Here is a 20,381-nt window from a genome sequence, read left to right on the forward strand (position 1 = left end):
CACGGCGCCCGCCCGGAGTCCGGTCGGGGACAGGGCGGGTGCCGCTCAGTTCCGTACGCCGTTGTACGGGACGTCTCAGGGGCCCGGGCCGAACCCGGGCAGGTGGCCCGTCCGGCCGTCAGACCGTCAGGGCACGGTCCGTCGGACGGATCGGGGCGGGCAGGGCGCTCGCTCCCGTGAGGTAGCGGTCGACACCGCGCGCCGCCGACCGCCCCTCGGCGATGGCCCACACGATGAGCGACTGGCCGCGGCCCGCGTCACCGGCGACGTAGACGCCGTCGACACTGGTCGCGAAGTCGCCGTCACGGGCCACGTTACCCCGTTCGTCGAGTTCCAGGCCGAACTGGTCCACCAGCCCGTTGGACCGGTCGATGCCGGTGAAGCCCATCGCGAGGGTGACCAGCTGGGCGGGGATACGGCGCTCGGTGCCCGGCTTCTGCACCGGCTTGCCGTCCTTGAACTCCACCTCGACCAGGTGCAGCGCCTGCACGTTGCCGTCCTCGTCGCCCTCGAAGTGGGTCGTGGAGACCGAGTACACGCGCTCGCCGCCCTCCTCGTGCGCGGAGGTGACCTTGTAGAGCACGGGGAAGGTCGGCCACGGCTGGTTGGCGTTCCGCTCCTCGCCCGGCCGGGGCATGATCTCCAGCTGGGTGACGGAGGCCGCGCCCTGGCGGTGGGCGGTGCCGACGCAGTCCGCGCCGGTGTCGCCACCGCCGATGACGACGACGTGCTTGCCCTCGGCGGTGATCGGGGGCGCCACGAAGTCACCCTCCTGCACCTTGTTGGCGAGCGGCAGGTACTCCATGGCGAAGTGGATGCCGTTCAGCTCGCGGCCGGGGACCGGCAGGTCGCGGGAGACGGTCGCGCCGGCGGCGATGACGACCGCGTCGTAGCGGCGGCGCAGCGCGTCGGCCGGCATGTCGCGGCCGATCTCCACCTCGGTGCGGAACTTGGTGCCCTCCGCGCGCATCTGCTCGATGCGCCGGTTGATGTGCACCTTCTCCATCTTGAACTCGGGGATGCCGTAGCGGAGCAGTCCGCCGATGCGGTCGGCGCGCTCGTAGACGACGACCGTGTGGCCGGCCCGGGTGAGCTGCTGGGCGGCGGCCAGGCCCGCGGGGCCCGAGCCGACGACGGCGACGGTCTTGCCGGACAGGCGCTCCGGGGGCTGCGGGGTGACGTCCCCGGAGTCCCACGCCTTGTCGATGATGGAGACCTCGACGTTCTTGATGGTGACGGCCGGCTGGTTGATGCCGAGGACACAGGCGGCCTCGCAGGGCGCCGGGCAGAGGCGGCCGGTGAACTCCGGGAAGTTGTTGGTCGCGTGCAGCCGCTCGGAGGCGGCGGCCCAGTCCTCGCGGTAGGCGTAGTCGTTCCACTCGGGGATCAGGTTCCCCAGCGGACAGCCGTTGTGGCAGAACGGGATGCCGCAGTCCATGCAGCGGCCGGCCTGCTTGCTGATGATCGGCAGCAGGGAGCCGGGGACGTAGACCTCGTTCCAGTCCTTGACGCGCTCGCCGACCGGGCGGGTCTTGGCGACCTCGCGCCCGGTGGTCAGGAAGCCCTTGGGGTCAGCCATGGGTCGCCGCCTCCATCATCTTCTGGGTGGTCTCCTGCTCGGAGAGACCGGCGAGCTCAGCGGCGTCCTTGGCGGCGAGCACGGCCTTGTACGTGGTCGGGATGATCTTGCTGAAGCGTTCGGCGCTCGCGGGCCAGTCGGCCAGCAGCTTCCCGGCGACGGTCGACCCGGTCTCCTCCTGGTGGCGGCGCACGACGTCGTGCAGCCACTCCTTGTCCGTTTCGGACAGGGCCTCGATCGCCCCCAGGTTGCCGGAGTTGACGTTGTCGCGGTCCAGGTCGACGACGTACGCGACGCCGCCGGACATGCCCGCCGCGAAGTTGCGGCCGGTCTCGCCGAGGACGACCGCGTGGCCGCCGGTCATGTACTCGCAGCCGTGGTCGCCCACGCCCTCGGAGACCACCAGGGCCCCGGAGTTGCGGACGCAGAAGCGTTCGCCGGTGCGGCCGCGGAGGAACATCTCGCCGCCGGTGGCGCCGTAGCCGATGGTGTTGCCGGCGATGGTGGAGTACTCGGCGAGGTGGTCGGCGCCCCGGTCGGGGCGGACGATCACCCGGCCGCCGGAGAGGCCCTTGCCGACGTAGTCGTTGGCGTCGCCCTCCAGGCGCAGGGTGATGCCGCGCGGCACGAAGGCGCCGAAGGACTGGCCGGCGGAGCCGGTGAAGGTGATGTCCACGGTGTCGTCGGGCAGGCCCGCGCCGCCGAACCGCTTGGTCACCTCGTGGCCGAGCATGGTGCCGACCGTGCGGTTGATGTTGCGGATGGCGACCTGGGCGCGGACGGGCTGCGCCTCCTCGGCGCTCGCCGCGTTCAGCGCGTCGGCCGCGAGCTTGATCAGCTCGTTGTCCAGGGCCTTCTCCAGGCCGTGGTCCTGCTCGACGAGCTGGTGGCGGACCGCGCCCTCGGGCAGCTCGGGGACGTGGAAGAGCGGGGCGAGGTCGAGGCCCTGCGCCTTCCAGTGGTTCACCGCGCGGGTGGTGTCGAGGAGTTCGGCGTGGCCGACCGCCTCGTCCAGGGTGCGGAAGCCCAGCTCGGCGAGGAGCTCGCGGACCTCCTCGGCGATGAACTCGAAGAAGTTGACGACGAACTCGGCCTTGCCGGAGAAGCGCTCACGCAGCACCGGGTTCTGGGTGGCGATGCCGACCGGGCAGGTGTCCAGGTGGCAGACGCGCATCATGACGCAGCCGGAGACGACGAGCGGCGCGGTCGCGAAGCCGAACTCCTCGGCACCCAGCAGGGCGGCGATGACCACGTCGCGGCCGGTCTTGAGCTGGCCGTCGGTCTGCACCACGATCCGGTCGCGCAGGCCGTTGAGCAGCAGGGTCTGCTGGGTCTCGGCGAGGCCCAGTTCCCAGGGGCCGCCCGCGTGCTTCAGCGAGGTGAGCGGGGAGGCGCCGGTGCCGCCGTCGTGGCCGGAGATGAGGACGACGTCCGCGTGGGCCTTGGAGACGCCCGCGGCGACCGTGCCGACGCCGACCTCGGAGACCAGCTTCACATGGATGCGGGCGGCCGGGTTGGCGTTCTTGAGGTCGTGGATGAGCTGGGCGAGGTCCTCGATGGAGTAGATGTCGTGGTGCGGCGGCGGGGAGATCAGGCCGACACCGGGCGTCGAGTGACGCGTCTTCGCGACCCACGGGTAGACCTTGTGGCCCGGGAGCTGTCCGCCCTCGCCGGGCTTGGCGCCCTGGGCCATCTTGATCTGGATGTCGTCCGCGTTGACCAGGTACTCGCTGGTGACGCCGAAGCGGCCGGAGGCCACCTGCTTGATGGAGGAGCGGCGCGCCGGGTCGTAGAGGCGCTCCGGGTCCTCGCCGCCCTCGCCGGTGTTGGACTTGCCGCCCAGCTGGTTCATGGCGATGGCGAGGGTCTCGTGCGCCTCCTTGGAGATGGAGCCGTAGCTCATCGCGCCGGTGGAGAAGCGCTTGACGATCTCGGAGGCGGGCTCGACCTCGTCCAGCGGGACGGAGGGGCGGTCGGCGGTGAAGCCGAACAGGCCGCGGAGCGTCATCAGGCGCTCGGACTGCTCGTTCACCCGGTCCGTGTACTGCTTGAAGATGTCGTACCGCTTGTTGCGGGTGGCGTGCTGGAGACGGAAGACGGTCTCCGGGTCGAAGAGGTGCGGCTCGCCCTCGCGGCGCCACTGGTACTCGCCGCCGATCTCCAGCGCGCGGTGCGCGGAGGGGATGCCGGAGGCCGGGTACGCCTTGCCGTGCCGGGCCGCGACCTCCTGGGCGACGATGTCCAGGCCGGCGCCGCCGATCTTGGTGGCGGTGCCGTTGAAGTAGGTGGCCACGAAGGCGTCGTCCAGGCCGACGGCCTCGAAGACCTGGGCACCGCGGTAGGAGGCGACGGTGGAGATGCCCATCTTGGACATGACCTTCAGCACGCCCTTGCCGAGGGCGCGGATGAGGTTGCGGATGGCCTGCTCGGGCTCGATGCCCTCGATGAAGGTGCCTGCGCGGACCAGGTCCTCGACGGACTCCATCGCCAGGTAGGGGTTGACCGCGGCGGCGCCGTAGCCGATCAGCAGGGCGACGTGGTGGACCTCGCGGACGTCCCCGGCCTCGACCAGCAGGCCCACCTGGGTGCGCTGCTTGGTGCGGATGAGGTGGTGGTGGACGGCGGAGGTGAGCAGCAGCGAGGGGATCGGCGCGTGCTCGGCGTCGGAGTGCCGGTCGGAGAGGACGATCAGCCGGGCGCCGTTGGCGATGGCAGCGTCGGCCTCGGCGCAGATCTCCTCGATCCGGGCGGCCAGGGCCTCGCCGCCGCCGGAGACCCGGTAGAGGCCGGAGAGGGTCGCGGCGGTCATGCCGGGCATGTCGCCGTCGGCGTTGATGTGGATGAGCTTGGCCAGCTCGTCGTTGTCGATCACCGGGAAGGGGAGGGTGACGCTGCGGCAGGACGCGGCGGTCGGCTCCAGCAGGTTGCCCTGGGGGCCGAGGGAGGAGTACAGCGAGGTGACGAGCTCCTCGCGGATGGCGTCCAGCGGCGGGTTGGTGACCTGCGCGAAGAGCTGGGTGAAGTAGTCGAACAGCAGCCGCGGCCGGGCGGAGAGGGCGGCGATCGGCGAGTCGGTGCCCATGGAGCCGATCGGCTCGGCGCCGGTGCGGGCCATCGGCGCGAGGAGGACGCGCAGTTCCTCCTCGGTGTAGCCGAAGGTCTGCTGGCGGCGGGTGACCGAGGCGTGGGTGTGCACGATGTGCTCGCGCTCGGGCAGGTCCTCCAGCTCGATCTCGCCGGTCTCCAGCCACTCCGCGTAGGGGGCCTCGGCGGCGAGCGCGGACTTGATCTCGTCGTCCTCGATGATGCGGTGCTCGGCGGTGTCCACGAGGAACATCCGGCCGGGCTGGAGGCGGCCCTTGCGGACGACCTTGGCCGGGTCGATGTCGAGGACGCCGACCTCGGAGGAGAGGACCACGAGGCCGTCGTCGGTGACCCAGTAGCGGCCGGGACGCAGGCCGTTGCGGTCGAGGACCGCGCCGACCTGGGTGCCGTCGGTGAAGGTGACGCAGGCGGGGCCGTCCCAGGGCTCCATCATCGTGGAGTGGTACTGGTAGAAGGCGCGGCGGGCCGGGTCCATGGAGTCGTGGTTCTCCCACGCCTCGGGGACCATCATCAGGACCGCGTGCGGCAGCGACCGGCCGCCGAGGTGGAGCAGCTCCAGCACCTCGTCGAAGGAGGCGGAGTCGGAGGCGTCGGGGGTGCAGACGGGGAAGATGCGCTCCAGGCTGCCCTCGCGGAACAGGTCGGAGGCGAGCTGGGACTCGCGGGCGCGCATCCAGTTGCGGTTGCCCTTGACCGTGTTGATCTCGCCGTTGTGGGCGACGAAGCGGTACGGGTGGGCGAGCGGCCAGCTCGGGAAGGTGTTGGTGGAGAACCGGGAGTGCACCAGGGCGACGGCGCTGGCGCAGCGGCGGTCGGACAGGTCCGGGAAGAAGGGCTCCAGCTGGCCCGTGGTCAGCATGCCCTTGTAGACGAGGGTCCGCGCGGAGAGGGAGGGGAAGTAGACCCCGGCCTCGCGCTCGGCGCGCTTGCGCAGCACGAACGCCTTGCGGTCCAGGGCGATGCCCTCGCTGGCGCCGTCGGTGACGAAGAGCTGGCGGAAGGCCGGCATGGTGGCGCGGGCGCCGTTGCCGAGCAGGTCCGGGGTGACGGGGACCTCGCGCCAGCCGAGGACGGCGAGGCCCTCCTCGGCGGCGATCGTCTCGATCCGTGAGACGGCGTCCGCGTGGTCCTCGGCGGGGAGGAAGGCGGTGCCGACGGCGTAGGAGCCGGGCGCGGGCAGGTCGAATCCGGCCACCTCGCGCAGGAAGGCGTCGGGGACCTGCATCAGGATGCCGGCGCCGTCCCCGGAGTCGGGCTCGGAGCCGGTGGCGCCGCGGTGCTCGAGGTTCCGCAGTACGGTCAGCGCCTGCTCGACCAGCTCATGGCTGGCAACACCGGTGAGGGTGGCCACGAACCCGACACCGCAGGCGTCGTGTTCGTTACGGGGGTCGTACATCCCCTGGGCTGCGGGGCGACCGTCCATGGGCGACCAGGCGTCGGAACGCATCGGCTCTCCCGTCGTCGTCGTGGCATGTGCTGTGCCGAGGGACGACGTTGGCCCTGGCGAAATTTCGTGCAGGTTACATGATGGAGTGATTCTCGGAAAGTGGATAGAGCATTCCAACATGCGGACACCGCGACATGCGGTGAAGGGGTCCCCGGGAGGCAGGGATCGGGTGGTGCCGAGGTTTGCGGACCCGGGAAGGCGGCGCGGGGGCCTCATTGCCCGTAGCGCTTCCGGCTCATGCCCGGTGATTGCGGAACCGAAACCACCGGGTAACGGCTACCTATGTTGCGCATTGCATAGTGTCTCATCGTTACGCCGCCCGGTGGAGAGGGATGTACGTCACAGGGTCGGCCACGGACTGCCTGGACGCGAACGCACCGCCCCTGAGCTGGGGCGGTGCGGGGCCCTGAAGGGCGGCGGAGGGAGGCGCTGGTCAGACCGCGCCACCGATGAGCATGCCGAGACCGTAGGTGAGGGCGGCGGCGGTGCCGCCGAGGGCGAGCTGGCGCAGACCGCTGAACCACCAGCCGCGGGCAGTGACCTTCGCCACCAGCGCGCCGCAGGCGAACAGCCCCAGCAGCGCCAGCAGCACCGCGGGCCAAAGGGCGCTCGCACCGAGCAGATAGGGGAGGACGGGCACCAGGGCGCCCAGCGCGAAGGAGGCGAACGAGGAGACGGCGGCGACGGCGGGCGACGGCAGGTCGTCCGGGTCGATGCCCAGCTCCTCCCGGGCGTGGATCTCCAGCGCCTGGTCCGGGTCGCGCGAGAGCTGCACGGCCACCTCGCGGGCGAGCGCGGGCTCGACACCCCGGGCCACGTAGAGGGCGGCCAGCTCCTCCATCTCGTCGACCGGGTGCTTGCGCAGCTCCCGGCGCTCGACGTCCAGCTCGGCCTGGACCAGCTCCCGCTGGGAGGCGACGGAGGTGTACTCGCCGGCGGCCATGGAGAACGCACCGGCGGCGAGGCCCGCGAGGCCGGTCACCACGATGGTCTGCTGGGAGACGGCGCCACCGGCGACACCGGTCATCAGCGCCAGGTTGGAGACCAGTCCGTCCATCGCGCCGAACACCGCCGGACGCAGCCAGCCGCCGTTGACGTCACGGTGCGTGTGGTTGTCGCGGTGCGCCTCGTGAAGCTCGGCCTCGGTCTGGATGACGGACACGGCTCTCCCCTCTCCGGCGGTGACCCGGTCGCCCCGCCGCCCTCGTCGGACACCTTCGAACTTACGCGGAATGTAAGGGGCCTGCTAGCAAGGCAGGCCGTACTTACCCAGGTCAACGGAGGTGCGGACGGAAGGTCCGCCCGGCGGGGCCGGCCCTCCCGGGGAGGGGGCGGGATGAGTGAAAGGAACGTTTCGTCGAGTGATGCCGGGCATGGCGTGGCACAGACCGGGGAAAGGCCCGCGCGCGAAAGGCCGCCTCCCGCCGCAGGGGCCCGGCGCCCGGTGCCTGGACCGCAGGTAGCCCGCGCGCGAAAGGCCGCCCCATGGAGCTGCACACCGCGTACGGCGGGTACCACTGGGTGCATGCCGTCCCCGACGCGGCCCTGCCCGCCGCCGCCCTCACCCACGCCGACGGCGACTACACCGGCTCGGTCTGCAAGGCGGTCTCCGCCGGTCCGGACACCGACTCCAACGGCGCGCCCGCGGGTTCGATCGCCGGACTGCTCGCCGGCTCCCCCACGGCCCTGCCCGAGCGGTGGACCGCCCCGCTGAAGAACCGTCTCGCCACATCCGTCGCCGGGTTCGACGACGTCGGCTCCGACACCCTCGCCCGGCTCACACCGAAGGAGGCGCTGCGCCCATGACCGGCATCGTGGTGCTCGGCAGCACCAATATGGACCTCGTGGCCTACGCGGCCCGCGCCCCGGGACGCGGGGAGACCGTCACCGGGCGGGAGTTCGCCACCGTCCCCGGCGGGAAGGGCGCCAACCAGGCCGTCGCGGCGGCCCGCGCGGGCGGCGAGGTCACCATGATCGGCGCGGTCGGCTCGGACCACTACGGCGAGATCCTGCGCCACACCCTGGAGGCGTCCGGCGTCGACACCGACCTGCTGCGCACCGCCGAGGGCCCCTCCGGCACCGCCCACATCGTGGTCGACGACGAGGGGGCCAACTCCATCGTCGTGATCCCGGCCGCCAACGGGACCGTCACCGCCCTCGCCCCCGGCGACGAGGCGGTGATCGCGGCAGCCGGGCTTCTCCTGCTCCAGCTCGAACTGCCCCTGGACGCGGTCACCGAGGGCGCCCGGGCCGCCCGCCGCCACGGTGTACGGACCGTCCTGACCCCCGCCCCCGCCCGGCCGCTGCCGCCCGAACTTCTCGGCGCGGTGGACCTGCTGCTCCCCAACGAGCACGAGGCGGCCGCCCTGACCGGCCTCGGCGACCCGCGCGCCGCCGCGGCGGCACTGCTGCGGGAGGTGCCCGAGGTGGTCGTCACCCTGGGCGCGGCGGGCTGTCTGTACGCGGCCCGGGACGCGGAGCCGGTCGCCGTGGCCGCACCCCGGGTCACCCCCGTGGACACCACCGCCGCCGGGGACACCTTCGCCGGGGCGCTCGCGGTCGCCCTCGGCGAGGAAAGGCCGATGCCCGAGGCCCTGACCTGGGCCTGCACCGCCGCCGCCCTGTCCGTCCAACGCCCGGGAGCCTCCACCTCGATGCCGTACCGCCCCGAGATCGACGCCGCCTCATGACCGCCGGCCACCACACGCGGCCGACGCCCGCGCCCCCCACCGCTCCCGCCGGGCCCCTCCCCCTGGCCGGGCTGCGCGTCCTGGACCTGGCCACCCTGTTCGCCGGACCACTGTGCGCGACCCTGCTCGGCGACTACGGCGCCGAGGTCGTCAAGGTGGAGCACCCCCGCCGCCCCGACCCCTCCCGCGGCCACGGCCCCGCCAAGGACGGCGTCGGCCTGTGGTGGAAGGTCCTCGGCCGCAACAAGCGCGCCATCACCCTGGACCTGTCCACCCCCGGCGGCCGGGACACCCTGCTGCGGCTCGCGGCCGGGGCCGACGTGGTCGTGGAGAACTTCCGGCCCGGCACCCTGGAGCGCTGGGGCCTCGGCTGGGAGGAGTTGAGCACGGCCAACCCGCGGCTCGTCCTCGCCCGGGTCACCGGCTTCGGTCAGTTCGGCCCCTACGCGCACCGGCCCGGCTTCGGCACCCTCGCCGAGGCGATGAGCGGCTTCGCCGCGGCGACCGGGGAGCCGGACGGGCCGCCCACCCTGCCTCCGTTCGGCCTGGCCGACTCGGTCGCCGCGCTGGCCACCGCGTACGCCGTGATGACCGCGCTCGCCGCGCGGGCCTCGACCGGCCGGGGCCAGGTCGTCGACATGGCGATCATCGAACCGATCCTGGCGGTGCTGGGCCCGCAGGCCCTCTGGTACGACCAGCTCGGTTACGTCCAGCCGCGCACCGGGAACCGCTCCCGCAACAACGCGCCGCGCAACGTCTACCGCACCCTGGACGGGCGCTGGGTGGCGGTCTCCACGTCCGCGCAGTCCGTCGCCGAGCGGGTGATGCACCTGGTGGGGCGGCCGGAGCTGACCGAGGAGCCGTGGTTCGCCACGGGCAGCGGGCGGGCGGAGCACGCCGAGGAGCTGGACGGCGCGGTCGGCGGCTGGATCGCGCGCAGCAGCTGCGCGGACGCCCTGGCCGCGTTCGAGAAGGCGGAGGCGGCGATCGCGCCGGTGTACGACATCCGCGACGTCCTCACCGACCCGCAGTACCAGGCACTCGGCACGATCACCGAGGTCCCCGACCCCGAACTCGGCACCCTGCGCATGCAGAACGTGCTCTTCCGGCTGTCCGAGACCCCCGGGGCCATCCGCTGGGCCGGGCGCCCGCACGGCGCCGACACCGAGGAGGTGCTCGCCGAACTCGGCCTGACCTCCGCCGACATCACCGCGCTGCGGACCGAAGGAGCGCTATGACCTTCCCGCTCACCTGGCTCTACGCCCCCGGGGACCGCCCCGAGGTCGTGCACAAGGCGATCGCCGCCCGCCCCGACGTCGTGATCGTCGACCTGGAGGACGCGGTCGCCGGGCACCGCAAGGAGTACGCGCTCGCCGCCACGGCCGACCTGCTCGCCGCCCCGCTGCCGCTGCCGGTGCACGTCCGCGTCAACTCGCCGCACGATGTGGACGTCCTGGCCGGGCTGCCGGGCCTGGCCGCCCTGCGCATCCCCAAGGTGGCCTACGCGGCCGACGTCCAGCGGGTCGCCGCGAAGGCGCCGGGGCTGCCGCTGTACCCGCTGCTGGAATCGGCGCTCGCGGTGGAGCACGCGTACGCGGTGGCCACCGCGCACGACGCGGTGCGCGGGATCGCGCTCGGCGAGTCGGACCTGCAGGCGGACCTCGGGGTGGGCGACGACCGGGGCCTGGACTGGCCGCGCCTGCGCACCATCCTGGCGGCCCGCGCGGCCGGACTCGCCCCGCCGGCGCAGTCCGTCTTCCCCGACATCCGCGACCTGGACGCGCTGCACGACTCCTGCGTGCACGGCCGCGCTCTCGGCTTCCTGGGCCGTACCGCGATCCACCCCCGCCAGCTCCCGGTCATCGAGGCCGCCTACCGCCCCACCGAGAAGGAGATCGACGCGGCCGAGGAGATCGTCAAGGCCGCCGCCACCGACCAGGGCGCGATGGCCCTCCCGGACGGCCGCTTCATCGACGCGGCCGTCGTCGCGGCCGCCGAACGCACCCTCGCGATCGCCGCCCGCGACATCACCTGACCCGGCGGCCACCGCACTCGGCCCCCCGCCCGGCCGGCGGGCAGAAGCCGCGCCCCCCGGAGGGCGCGGCCCCGTCCGGCGCGCCGGGCACGGTGCTCCGGGCCTGCGCACGGCTCCGCCGTGGCCGGCCGGCCCGAGGGGCACCGCCCGGCCGACGGGGGCCCGCCGGTTCGTTGCCGGCCGGGAAGCCGAGGTGGGCCGACCCCGCCCGGGCGGGGTCGGGACCGCAGTGCCTAGGCGAGGTCGGAACCCGGCAACGCCCGGACGGAGCCGGGGTCGCAGTGCCCGGGCGGGGTCGGAACCCGGCAACGCCCGGAGACGATCGGAACCGCAACGCCCGAACGGGCTCGGAACCGCAGCGCCCGGACGGAGTCGGAACCCGCAACGCACCGGCGGCCACCGCACCCGCCACCGGCCGCCGATCCGGGGGGCATCCGCCCGGCAGGGCCGCGCAGCCGGGCGGCGGACGGGCCCGCGTCCGCGCCGCCCACGGGCACGGCCGCCGTCCCCGGCGGGGGCGCGCAGTCCCACCCGACGCCGGGGGAAACGCGAGGGCCGCCGGGGCGGTGCCCCGGCGGCCCTCGCGTGTGCGGCGGTGGGTCAGCCCTTGCCGGCGGCCGGCTTGGCGTCCGAGCCGGTGCCGGCCGGGTCGGCGGCTGCGGCCGCGCCGGCCGCGCCCTTCCCGGCCGGGTCGGACGCGTCGGCGTCCTCGGAGGGCGCGGCGTCGTCCTTCGCCGGGGAGTCGTCGGACTCGGACTCGGACGGCTCCGCCAGCGCCTTCGCCGTGGCCGGGCCCGGCTTCGACGGGTCGGAGGGGTCCGGCTCGACGATCTCCTCGCGGCCCGGGCGCAGCCGCGCCGAGACGATCATGTAGGCGACCGCGGCGACGAAGACGATGATCGAGGTCCACAGGTTCAGGCGCAGGCCCAGGATGTGGTGGGCCTCGTCGACCCGCATGTACTCGATCCAGCCCCGGCCCGCCGTGTACCCCGCGACGTACAGCGCGAAGGCCCGTCCGTGGCCCAGGCGGAAGCGCCGGTCGGCCCAGAAGACGAGGGCGGCCACGCCGAGGCACCACAGCGACTCGTAGAGGAAGGTCGGGTGGTAGGTCGCCAGGTCGACCGTCGCGTCCGGGCGGTGCTCCGGGTCGATGCGCAGGCCCCAGGGCAGGTCGGTGGGGCGGCCGAAGAGCTCCTGGTTGAACCAGTTGCCCCAGCGCCCGATGGCCTGCGCGATCGCCAGCGCCGGCGCCACCGCGTCGGCGTACGGCGGGAGCGCGATGCCCCGGCGGCGGCAGCCGATCCACGCGCCGAGCGCGCCGAGCGCGACCGCGCCCCAGATACCGAGGCCGCCTTCCCAGATCTTGAAGGCGTCGACCCAGTCCCGGCCCTCGCCGAAGTACAGCTGGTAGTCGGTGACGACGTGGTAGAGACGTCCGCCGATCAGACCGAAGGGCACCGCCCAGACGGCGATGTCCCAGGTGGTGCCCTTCCTTCCGCCGCGCGCGACCCAGCGGCGGTCGACGATCCAGAGGGCGGTGAAGAGACCGACGAGGATGCAGAAGGCGTAGCCGCGCAGCGGGATCGGTCCGAGTTCGAGGACCCCGGTCGACGGGCTGGGAATGTAGGCGATGTCCATGGCAGACCCGACGCTACCCTGCCGGGCAGGGCCCACGGCAACCCACCCGGCAACGTCTGGGTAACGGGGGCCTGCCCGTGCGGGCAGCGCCCCGGCCCCGCGGGGCAGCGCACCCGCGGCCCGGGCGGCGGGTGGCGCCGGTCAGGACGGCGAGGGGCCGCTGCCCGCCGGGGACGGCTGCCGGGTGCCCGGCTGCTTGCCCTTGTTCGCCTCCGCGACCCACTTCTTGAAGTTGGCAACCGAGATCTGCTCGTCGCCCTTCGTCGGGAAGACGGACTCCCCGTTGAGCAGAACGGTGGGCGTGCCCCGGAAGCCGCCGTTCTGGAAGGCGGTGTTGGACTTCTCCACCCAGCTGTCGTGGGTGCCGTCCTCCACACAGGTGCGGAAGGCGGGGGTGACCAGGCCGTCGACCTTGCCCGCCAGCTCGATCAGCTTGGCGTTGTCCGCGAAGGCGTCGTCCGGCTCGGGGGGCTGGTTCATGAAGAGCACGTCGTGGTACTCGGCGAACTTCCCCGCGTCCTGCGCGCAGGCCGCCGCGTTCGCCGCGCGCAGGGAGCCGGTGCCGCCCATGTTGCCGTCGATGATCGTGGCGAGGTGGTACTCGACCTTGATCTGGCCGGACTCCACGAGGTCGTGGATGGTGCTCCGCAGCGCGTTCTCGAACTGGGCGCAGGCGGGGCAGCGGAAGTCCTCCCACACCGTGAGGGTGGAGGGTGCGTCGCTCGCGCCGACGGGGATCGCGAGCTGCTCCTCGCCCTGGACGCCGCTGGGCGCGCTGAGCGGGCCCGCCTCGCTGGAGCCGTCGTCCTTGCCGGCGTTGGCCGCGACGAGACCGACGACCGCGGCCAGGCCGAGGACACCGACCACGGCGGCGGCCACGATCAGGGTGCGGCGGCGGCGCTCGCGCGCCTTGTCCTTCTCTCGTTCGCGCTGGAGCCGCTCGCGCGCGGTCCCTCGGCGTTCTTGGTTGTCGCTCACGCCCCGCAAACGAACCGGGGAGGCATCCGCGTGCCTCCCCGGCCGGGTTTCCACCCGTTCGAGTTACTTCGGGGCGCGGACCCCGGCGGCCAGTTCGCCCGCCAGTTCCCGTACGGCTGCGACGGCGGCCTCGTCGCCGTCCGCGTCGAGCATCCGCTTGACGAACGCGGAGCCGACGATGACGCCGTCGGCGAAGGCGGCCACCTCGGCGGCCTGGTCCGGGTCGGAGACCCCGAGCCCGACGCAGACCGGCAGGTCGGTGGTGGCCCGGGTGCGCCGCACCAGGTCCGCCGCCTGGGCGCCGACCGACGCCCGCGTGCCGGTCACCCCCATCAGGGAGGCCGCGTAGACGAAGCCGCTGCCTGCCGCGGTGATGGTGGCGAGGCGTTCGTCGCGGCTGCTCGGGGCGACCACGAAGACGGTGGCCAGCCCGTGCTTCTCGGCGTGCTCGCGCCACAGCGCCGACTCCTGGACCGGCAGGTCGGGCAGGATGCACCCGGCGCCGCCCGCCTCGGCCAGCTCGGCGGTGAAGCGTTCCACGCCGTAGCGGTCGACCGGGTTCCAGTAGGTCATCACCAGCACCGGCTTCCCGGTCGCCGCGTGCGCCTCGCGGACGGTGCGCAGCACGTCGGCGATCCGGACCCCACCGCGCAGGGCGATGTCGTCGGCGGTCTGGATGACGGGCCCGTCGAGGACCGGATCGCTGTGCGGGAGGCCGACCTCGACCACGTCCGCGCCGCCGTCCAGCGCCGCCTTGACGGCCTCGATGCCGACCTCGACGGTGGGGAAGCCGGCGGGCAGATAGGCGATCAGGGCGGCGCGGCCCTCCGCACGGGCCCCGGCGAGGGTGCGGTTCAGCAGGTCGATGGTGCCGCTCACTTCGCGTCCCCCTGGATCTCGGCGGCGCCGTCGTCGGCGGAGGCGTCGGCCTCCACCTCGGCGTCGGTGTCGTAGAGCCCGAAATAGCGGGCGGCGGTGTCCATGTCCTTGTCGCCGCGGCCGGAGAGGTTGACGACGATCAGCCCCTCGGGGCCGAGTTCGCGGCCGACCTCCAGCGCGCCGGCGAGGGCGTGCGCGGACTCGATGGCCGGGATGATGCCCTCGGTGCGCGACAGCAGCCGCAGCGCCTGCATCGCCGCGTCGTCGGTGACGGCCCGGTACTCGCCGCGGCCGGAGTCCTTCAGATAGGCGTGCTCGGGGCCGATGCCCGGGTAGTCGAGACCGGCGGAGATCGAGTACGGCTCGGTGATCTGGCCCTCGTCGTCCTGGAGGACGTAGCTGCGCGAGCCGTGCAGGATGCCCGGCTCCCCGGCGGTGAGGGTGGCCGCGTGTTCGCCGGACTCCACGCCGTGCCCGGCCGGTTCGCAGCCGATCAGGCGCACCCCGGCGTCGGGGACGAAGGCGTGGAAGAGGCCGATGGCGTTGGAGCCGCCGCCGACGCAGGCGACGGCCGCGTCGGGCAGCCGCCCGGCGCGCTCCAGGAGCTGGCGGCGGGCCTCAACGCCGATGACCCGGTGGAAGTCGCGGACCATGGCCGGGAAGGGGTGCGGGCCGGCGACCGTGCCGAAGAGGTAGTGGGTGTGGTCCACGTTGGCGACCCAGTCGCGGAACGCCTCGTTGATGGCGTCCTTCAGGGTGCGGCTGCCGGACTTCACGGCGACGACCTCGGCGCCGAGCATCCGCATCCGGGCGACGTTGAGGGCCTGGCGCCGGGTGTCGATCTCGCCCATGTAGATGGTGCAGTCGAGGCCGAACAGGGCGCAGGCGGTGGCCGTGGCGACGCCGTGCTGGCCTGCGCCGGTCTCGGCGATGACCCGGGTCTTGCCCATGCGGCGGGTCAGCAGGGCCTGGCCCAGCACGTTGTTGATCTTGTGCGAGCCGGTGTGGTTGAGGTCCTCGCGCTTGAGGAACACCCGGGCGCCGCCCGCGTGCCCGGCGAAGCGGGGGACCTCGGTCAGGGCGCTGGGACGGCCGGTGTAGTCGGCGAGCAGTTCGCCGAGTTCGGCGACGAAGGCGGGGTCGGACTTGGCCTTGTCGTACTCGACGGCCACCTCGTCGACGGCCGCGACGAGGGCCTCGGGGATGAACTTGCCGCCGAAGGCGCCGAAGTAGCCCTCGCGGTTCGGGACCGAGCCGTCGGGATCGGGAACGAAGTAGTCACTGGGGTCGCTGGACATGGCGACGGTGCTCCTTGGGCGGGGGCGGGCGCCCCCGAAGGTGTCGGTTGGGTGCGGAGACGGATACGCGCGGGCGGACCGGGCGGGCCCGGGCGGGGTGCGTTTCCGGCTCGGGTGCGTACCGGGTCGCGTCCGGGTGCGGGCCGCGGTGGCGCGACGGACCGCCCCGTGGGGGGCGGGAGCGCACGGCGGGCGGCCGGAGGCCGGACCGGTTCGCGACGGGCGGACGGACGCGGCCGGGACACGGACGCGGCCTGCGGGCGGACGCGGCCGGGGCGGTCACGTCACCGCCGGAGCGGCCTCACACCGTGCGGGCACCGCCGTGGTCCGTGCCGCGCGCGAGCGGGCCGCGCCATCGCATGCCGTTGACCTGGCCGGGCTCGTCGCCTATGACATAGCGGACCCGGCGTCCGTGGACGCGCCGGGCGGGGGCCCGGCAGCCGCGGGGCCGGCAGCCCCGGGCGAGGCGGGCGTAGGCGCCGCCGGTCGCCGCGGGCGCGCCCGCGGCCCCCGGGCGGGGGCCCGGGGTGCTGCGGCGCGTGCGGCGGACGGCGGTCATACCGGGGTCAGCCCCGGCCGTGGCGCAGCGCGGGGTGGGCGCCGGCGGCGACGAGGTCCGCGACGGCCGCCTTGGGGTCGCGGCCGGTGACCAGGGACTCGCCGACGAGGACGGCGTCCGCGCCCGCGCGGGCGTACTCGATGAGGTCGTGCGGTCCGCGCACACCGGACTCGGCGACCTTGACGATGTGCGCCGGGATCTCGGGGGCGACGGTCTCGAAGGTGGACCGGTCGACCTTGAGCGTCTTCAGGTCGCGGGCGTTGACGCCGATGATCTTCGCTCCGGCGTCCACCGCGCGCTCGACCTCGTCCTCGTCGTGGACCTCCACGAGCGGGGTGAGGCCGATGGACTCGGCGCGCTCGATCAGGGAGACGAGTGCCTCCTGGTCCAGCGCGGCGACGATCAGCAGGGCGAGGTCCGCGCCGTACGCGCGCGCCTCCCACAGCTGGTAGGCGGTGACGATGAAGTCCTTGCGCAGGACGGGAATGTCGACCCGGGCCCGGACGGCCTCCAGGTCGGCGAGCGAACCGCCGAAGCGGCGCTCCTCGGTCAGCACGGAGATGACGGCCGCGCCGCCCGCCTCGTAGTCCGCGGCCAGTCCGGCCGGGTCGGCGATGGCGGCGAGGGCGCCCTTGGAGGGGCTGGAGCGCTTGACCTCGCAGATGACCTTGACGCCGTCGCCGCGCAGCGCTGCCACGCCGTCCTTGGCCGCGGGGGCCGTGGCGGCGCGCTCCTTGAGCTCGTCGAGGCTGACACGCGCCTGCCGTCCCGCGAGGTCGGCGCGCACACCTTCGATGATCTCGTCGAGCACACTCACGCGAGCGGCCCCCTTCCGGGACGGTGGCGAAACGGTCTGATTCAGCCCCTCGATGGTATCCGCAGGAGCGCCCGGGAACCGCATCCGGTCGCCGTCCGTCCCATTGTGTGGGACTTCCGCCCCCGCTCCCACCTGCCGTCTCAGGGCGCGAGGGCCGAGCCGAACGGCAGGTTCCGGACGACCGAGAACACCACGAGCACGCCCCCGAGGACCCACCCCCACAGCGGCGGGACCCCGATCCTCATGGGCCTCCCGCGCACCGCGCGCACCACCCAGACGGCCCACAGCACGGCGAAGACGAGATATCCGACGACGGCGGCGGCGTTCGCCGCGAACGCGGCCGCGAGGTCCCCGTGCGCGAAGGCGTGCGCGCTGCGCAGCCCGCCGCAGCCGGGGCAGTACAGCCCCGTCACGCTCAGCAGCGGGCACACGGGATAGTGCCCGGGCTCGTTCGGATCGACGGCCGCGACGAACGCGAACGCGCCCCCGACCCCGCCGAGCACCGCCAGCGGCGCGAGAAGCCGCCGTGCGAGGGGGGCCGGGGCGGCGGGGCCGCCCGGTGGGGCGGTGAGTGCCGCACGGCCCTCCGGTCCGGGCACGCCCGCCACGGCGTCACCCGGCACGCCGGGGGCGTCGGGGCCGGGCGGGGGCAGGGGCCGGGAAGGTGCGGGGTCCGGGGTCACGGGGTGATTGTGCACGGGGGAACGGCAGCGGCGCAGCCCGGCGTGCCGGGCTGCGCCGCTCGTCGGCGTCGGGGCCGGCGCGTCAGGCGGTGACGCCCTCGCGCGCGGCGGCGCGGTCGCGGGCGGCCAGCACGGCCTCGGACTCCTTCGGCGTGCCGAGGCCCGCCATCTTCATGGCGCCGCCGGCGATCGCGCCGAGGGCGATCACGGCGCAGCCGGCCCAGAAGCCCACCGGGCTGTCCGCGACCATGAAGACGCCCGCGACGCAGAAGCCGATGAAGGAGATGATGACGCCCGTCCATGCGGCCGGGGTGTGTCCGTGTCCGTGGCTGCTGCCCGCCATGAGTGTGCTCCTCGTCTGAATGTGCGCTGTCGTGAGCCGCCGCTCGTGCTGAGCCGGTCGTGCTGCGGGCCCGGGGCCCTTTCGTCATTGTCCCGCACCCGGTCGGGCGCGGTGACCGGGGGTCGGTCAGGACTCGCGGGTTGGGTCCTCGCCCCGGTCCAGGGCCTTCCACAGGTCCTCGGGCCGGTCCGGGTCGACCACGGGCGGGGCGGTGCGCCGACGGGGCGTGCCGTCGCGCTCGTAGCGGCCGGACATCGTGGGCCAGGACGCCCCGTACCGCAGGGCCAGCACCCCGGCCAGCAGGATCAGCAGTCCGCCCGCGGCCGTGACGTACGGCCAGACCGTGTGCGTCAGCGCGTCCACCGTGGCGGCGGCGTCGCCCGTGGTGCGCCCGGCCCTCTCGTCGAGCGCGGCCCGGTCGGAGGCGCCGAGCAGGGCCGCGGCCACCGCGCCGGCGCCGCTCAGGGCGAGCAGCCCGGAGACGATCAGCCGGCTTCGGCGGCGGACGGCGAAGACGGCCACCAGCGCGGCCAGTCCGACGATCGCGAGGGCGGTCGGGACGCCGGTGACGTCACCGCCCTTCGCCGCCAGGCCGACGGTCCCGCCACCGACGGACGCGGTGCCCTCGGCCCAGATCCGCCCGGCGGCGAGGAGGACGACGGTGGCGCCCGCCGCGCCGAGCAGCAGGGCCGCGGCGAGGCTGCGGCGGCCACGCCGCGCGGTCGGCTCCGCCGGGGCGGCGGCGCGGGGCTGGGGTACGGGTACGGCACTCACGCGTCCCACTATCCCCCAGCCGCCCGTGGGCCCGGTCGGCGGGCCGGGGGTCAGCCCGTGGTGGGCGTGGGCGCGAGCCGGTTCGCGGTGTGCACCGCGCGCAGGACGGCCGCCGCCTTGTTCCGGCACTCGGTGTCCTCCGCGACCGGGTCGGAGTCGGCGACGACACCCGCCCCGGCCTGGACGTACGCCGTGCCGTCGCGGAGGACGGCGGTGCGGATGGCGATGGCGGTGTCGGAGTCCCCGGCGAAGTCCAGGTAGCCGACCGCGCCGCCGTACAGGCCGCGCCGGGAGGGCTCCAGCTCGTCGATGATCTGCATGGCGCGCGGCTTGGGCGCGCCGGAGAGCGTCCCGGCGGGGAAGCAGGCGGTGAGCACGTCGAACGCGGTCCGGCCCTCGGCGACCCGGCCGGTGACGGTGGAGACGATGTGCATGACGTGGGAGTAGCGCTCGATCGACATGAAGTCGACCACCTCGACGGTGCCGGGCGCGCAGACCCGGCCCAGGTCGTTGCGCCCGAGGTCGACGAGCATCAGGTGCTCGGCGCGCTCCTTGGGGTCGGCGAGGAGTTCCTCGGCGAGGTCGTGGTCCTCCTGAGGCGTCGCGCCGCGATGGCGGGTGCCGGCGATCGGATGGACCATGGCGTGCCCGTCCTCGACCTTGACCAGGGCCTCGGGGCTGGAGCCGACGACGTCGAAGCCGTCGAAGCGGAGCAGGTACATGTACGGCGAGGGGTTGGTGGCCCGCAGCACCCGGTACACGTCCAGGGCGCTCGCCGTGCAGGGGGTCTCGAACCGCTGGGAGGGCACCACCTGGAAGGCCTCGCCGGCCCGGATGCGCTCCTTGATGTCCTCGACGGCGTCCTGGTAGTCGGCCCCGCCCCACAGCGCGGTGAACTCGGGCAGCTCGGAGGGCGGCAGCGCGGACGGGGCGGAGACCAGCGGCCGGGCGAGGTCCGCCTCCATCGCGTCGAGGCGGGCGACGGCGCCGGCGTGGGCCTCGTCGACGCCGGTGTCCGTGTCGTTGTGGTTGATCGCGTTGGCGATCAGCAGGACGCTGCCGTCCCAGTGGTCGAGGACCGCGAGGTCGGAGGTGAGGAGCATGGTCAGCTCGGGGAGCTTCAGGTCGTCGCGTTCACCGGGGCCGATCCGCTCCAGGCGGCGCACGATGTCGTAGCCGAGGTAGCCGACCATGCCGCCGGTGAAGGGGGGCATGGTCACGGCGGGGTCGTGGGTGTGCGGGGTGTGCAGGGTCTCGACGGTCGCGCGCAGGGCGTGCAGCGGGTCGCCCCCGGTGGGGACGCCGACGGGCGGGGTGCCGAGCCAGTGCGCCTCGCCGTCCCGGACGGTGAGGGTCGCGTCGGAGCGGACGCCGATGAAGGAGTAGCGGGACCAGGAGCGGCCCTGTTCGGCGGATTCCAGCAGGAAGGTGCCGGGGCGTTCGGCGGCCAGCTTGCGGTAGAGCCCGACGGGCGTGTCACCGTCGGCGAGCAGGCGGCGGACGACGGGGATGACGCGGCGGTCGGCGGCCAGCTTGCGGAACGTCTCGAGATCCAT

16 protein-coding genes and 1 pseudogene are annotated in these 20,381 nt (G+C 74.0%); 4 read left to right on the forward strand and 13 right to left on the reverse strand.

The genetic code is table 11. The annotated features are described in order from the left end of the window. Window positions 1-118: 118 nt before the first annotated feature. From C593_RS0117990 to C593_RS0118000, 3 genes are all read right to left on the reverse strand, one after another. A complete protein-coding gene (locus C593_RS0117990) occupies window positions 119-1,579 on the reverse strand; it encodes a glutamate synthase subunit beta (RefSeq protein WP_018848695.1) in 1,461 nt (486 codons plus the stop codon). Continuing rightward, window positions 1,572-6,131: a glutamate synthase large subunit gene (gene gltB, locus C593_RS0117995; RefSeq protein WP_026277805.1), complete on the reverse strand. Its 4,560-nt coding sequence runs from the start codon at window positions 6,129-6,131 to the stop codon at window positions 1,572-1,574. Before gltB ends, C593_RS0117990 begins: the two co-directional genes overlap by 8 nt. 433 nt (window positions 6,132-6,564) lie before the next feature. After that, window positions 6,565-7,293 (reverse strand): VIT1/CCC1 transporter family protein, encoded by a 729-nt coding sequence (locus tag C593_RS0118000; protein WP_018848697.1) that lies wholly within the window; start codon window positions 7,291-7,293, stop codon window positions 6,565-6,567. A 239-nt stretch (window positions 7,294-7,532) separates the two neighbouring features. Here C593_RS0118000 and C593_RS0118005 point away from each other — a divergent pair. The 4 genes and pseudogenes from C593_RS0118005 to C593_RS0118020 all read left to right on the forward strand — a co-directional run. Beyond that, window positions 7,533-7,937, forward strand: a pseudogene (locus tag C593_RS0118005) (ADP-ribosylglycohydrolase family protein); the annotation flags it as partial. Beyond that, complete coding sequence (gene rbsK, locus C593_RS0118010) at window positions 7,934-8,821, forward strand: ribokinase (RefSeq protein WP_018848699.1); 888 nt, start codon at window positions 7,934-7,936, stop codon at window positions 8,819-8,821. The pseudogene C593_RS0118005 and the gene rbsK, both read left to right, overlap by 4 nt. Beyond that, entirely contained in the window at window positions 8,818-10,059 is a 1,242-nt protein-coding gene (locus C593_RS0118015) for a CoA transferase (RefSeq protein WP_018848700.1), read from the forward strand. The genes rbsK and C593_RS0118015 overlap by 4 nt, the downstream gene beginning before the upstream one ends. Then, complete coding sequence (locus tag C593_RS0118020) at window positions 10,056-10,856, forward strand: aldolase/citrate lyase family protein (RefSeq protein WP_018848701.1); 801 nt, start codon at window positions 10,056-10,058, stop codon at window positions 10,854-10,856. Before C593_RS0118015 ends, C593_RS0118020 begins: the two co-directional genes overlap by 4 nt. Before the next feature lie 600 nt (window positions 10,857-11,456). Here C593_RS0118020 and lgt read toward each other — a convergent pair. From lgt to C593_RS0118070, 10 genes are all read right to left on the reverse strand, one after another. Further along, the gene (lgt, locus tag C593_RS0118025) at window positions 11,457-12,494 is read right to left on the reverse strand and encodes a prolipoprotein diacylglyceryl transferase (RefSeq protein ID WP_018848702.1); all 1,038 of its coding nucleotides are present in this window, start codon (window positions 12,492-12,494) and stop codon (window positions 11,457-11,459) included. Between the two features lie 141 nt (window positions 12,495-12,635). Further along, entirely contained in the window at window positions 12,636-13,472 is an 837-nt protein-coding gene (locus C593_RS0118030) for a thioredoxin domain-containing protein (protein WP_018848703.1), read from the reverse strand. 63 nt (window positions 13,473-13,535) lie between these two features. Continuing rightward, window positions 13,536-14,351, reverse strand: a complete 816-nt coding sequence (gene trpA, locus C593_RS0118035) for a tryptophan synthase subunit alpha (protein ID WP_018848704.1) — start codon at window positions 14,349-14,351, stop codon at window positions 13,536-13,538. Continuing rightward, window positions 14,348-15,649, reverse strand: a complete 1,302-nt coding sequence (gene trpB / locus C593_RS0118040) for a tryptophan synthase subunit beta (RefSeq protein WP_018848705.1) — start codon at window positions 15,647-15,649, stop codon at window positions 14,348-14,350. Before trpB ends, trpA begins: the two co-directional genes overlap by 4 nt. Before the next feature lie 301 nt (window positions 15,650-15,950). After that, window positions 15,951-16,208 (reverse strand): tryptophan biosynthesis modulator TrpM, encoded by a 258-nt coding sequence (gene trpM, locus C593_RS0118045; protein WP_018848706.1) that lies wholly within the window; start codon window positions 16,206-16,208, stop codon window positions 15,951-15,953. Between the two features lie 7 nt (window positions 16,209-16,215). Beyond that, window positions 16,216-17,025, reverse strand: a complete 810-nt coding sequence (trpC, locus tag C593_RS0118050) for an indole-3-glycerol phosphate synthase TrpC (protein WP_026277806.1) — start codon at window positions 17,023-17,025, stop codon at window positions 16,216-16,218. Between the two features lie 140 nt (window positions 17,026-17,165). Further along, window positions 17,166-17,708, reverse strand: coding sequence for a DUF2752 domain-containing protein (locus C593_RS0118055; RefSeq protein ID WP_018848708.1), 543 nt, complete (start codon window positions 17,706-17,708; stop codon window positions 17,166-17,168). Between the two features lie 82 nt (window positions 17,709-17,790). After that, window positions 17,791-18,051 carry an HGxxPAAW family protein gene (locus C593_RS0118060; protein WP_018848709.1) on the reverse strand — a complete coding sequence of 87 codons (261 nt, stop codon included), beginning with the start codon at window positions 18,049-18,051 and terminating at the stop codon, window positions 17,791-17,793. Window positions 18,052-18,177: 126 nt separating this feature from the next. Beyond that, window positions 18,178-18,834: a TIGR02234 family membrane protein gene (locus C593_RS0118065; protein ID WP_078521641.1), complete on the reverse strand. Its 657-nt coding sequence runs from the start codon at window positions 18,832-18,834 to the stop codon at window positions 18,178-18,180. A gap of 41 nt (window positions 18,835-18,875) precedes the next feature. Beyond that, window positions 18,876-20,381 carry an anthranilate synthase component I gene (locus tag C593_RS0118070; protein ID WP_018848711.1) on the reverse strand — a complete coding sequence of 502 codons (1,506 nt, stop codon included), beginning with the start codon at window positions 20,379-20,381 and terminating at the stop codon, window positions 18,876-18,878.

It is taken from the genome of Streptomyces sp. CNT372 (genome assembly GCF_000377145.1).

Excerpts from the sequence above, each read along its gene's own strand:
- C593_RS0118070 (WP_018848711.1), bottom strand. The coding sequence starts at position 20,381 with ATGGATCTCGAGACGTTCCGCAAGCTGGCCGCCGACCGCCGCGTCATC.
- C593_RS0117990 (WP_018848695.1), bottom strand. The coding sequence starts at position 1,579 with ATGGCTGACCCCAAGGGCTTCCTGACCACCGGGCGCGAGGTCGCCAAG.
- C593_RS0118020 (WP_018848701.1), top strand. The coding sequence starts at position 10,056 with ATGACCTTCCCGCTCACCTGGCTCTACGCCCCCGGGGACCGCCCCGAG.
- trpB (WP_018848705.1), bottom strand. The coding sequence starts at position 15,649 with ATGTCCAGCGACCCCAGTGACTACTTCGTTCCCGATCCCGACGGCTCG.
- rbsK (WP_018848699.1), top strand. The coding sequence starts at position 7,934 with ATGACCGGCATCGTGGTGCTCGGCAGCACCAATATGGACCTCGTGGCC.
- gltB (WP_026277805.1), bottom strand. The coding sequence starts at position 6,131 with ATGCGTTCCGACGCCTGGTCGCCCATGGACGGTCGCCCCGCAGCCCAG.
- C593_RS0118060 (WP_018848709.1), bottom strand. The coding sequence starts at position 18,051 with ATGGCGGGCAGCAGCCACGGACACGGACACACCCCGGCCGCATGGACG.
- trpM (WP_018848706.1), bottom strand. The coding sequence starts at position 16,208 with ATGACCGCCGTCCGCCGCACGCGCCGCAGCACCCCGGGCCCCCGCCCG.
- lgt (WP_018848702.1), bottom strand. The coding sequence starts at position 12,494 with ATGGACATCGCCTACATTCCCAGCCCGTCGACCGGGGTCCTCGAACTC.
- C593_RS0118015 (WP_018848700.1), top strand. The coding sequence starts at position 8,818 with ATGACCGCCGGCCACCACACGCGGCCGACGCCCGCGCCCCCCACCGCT.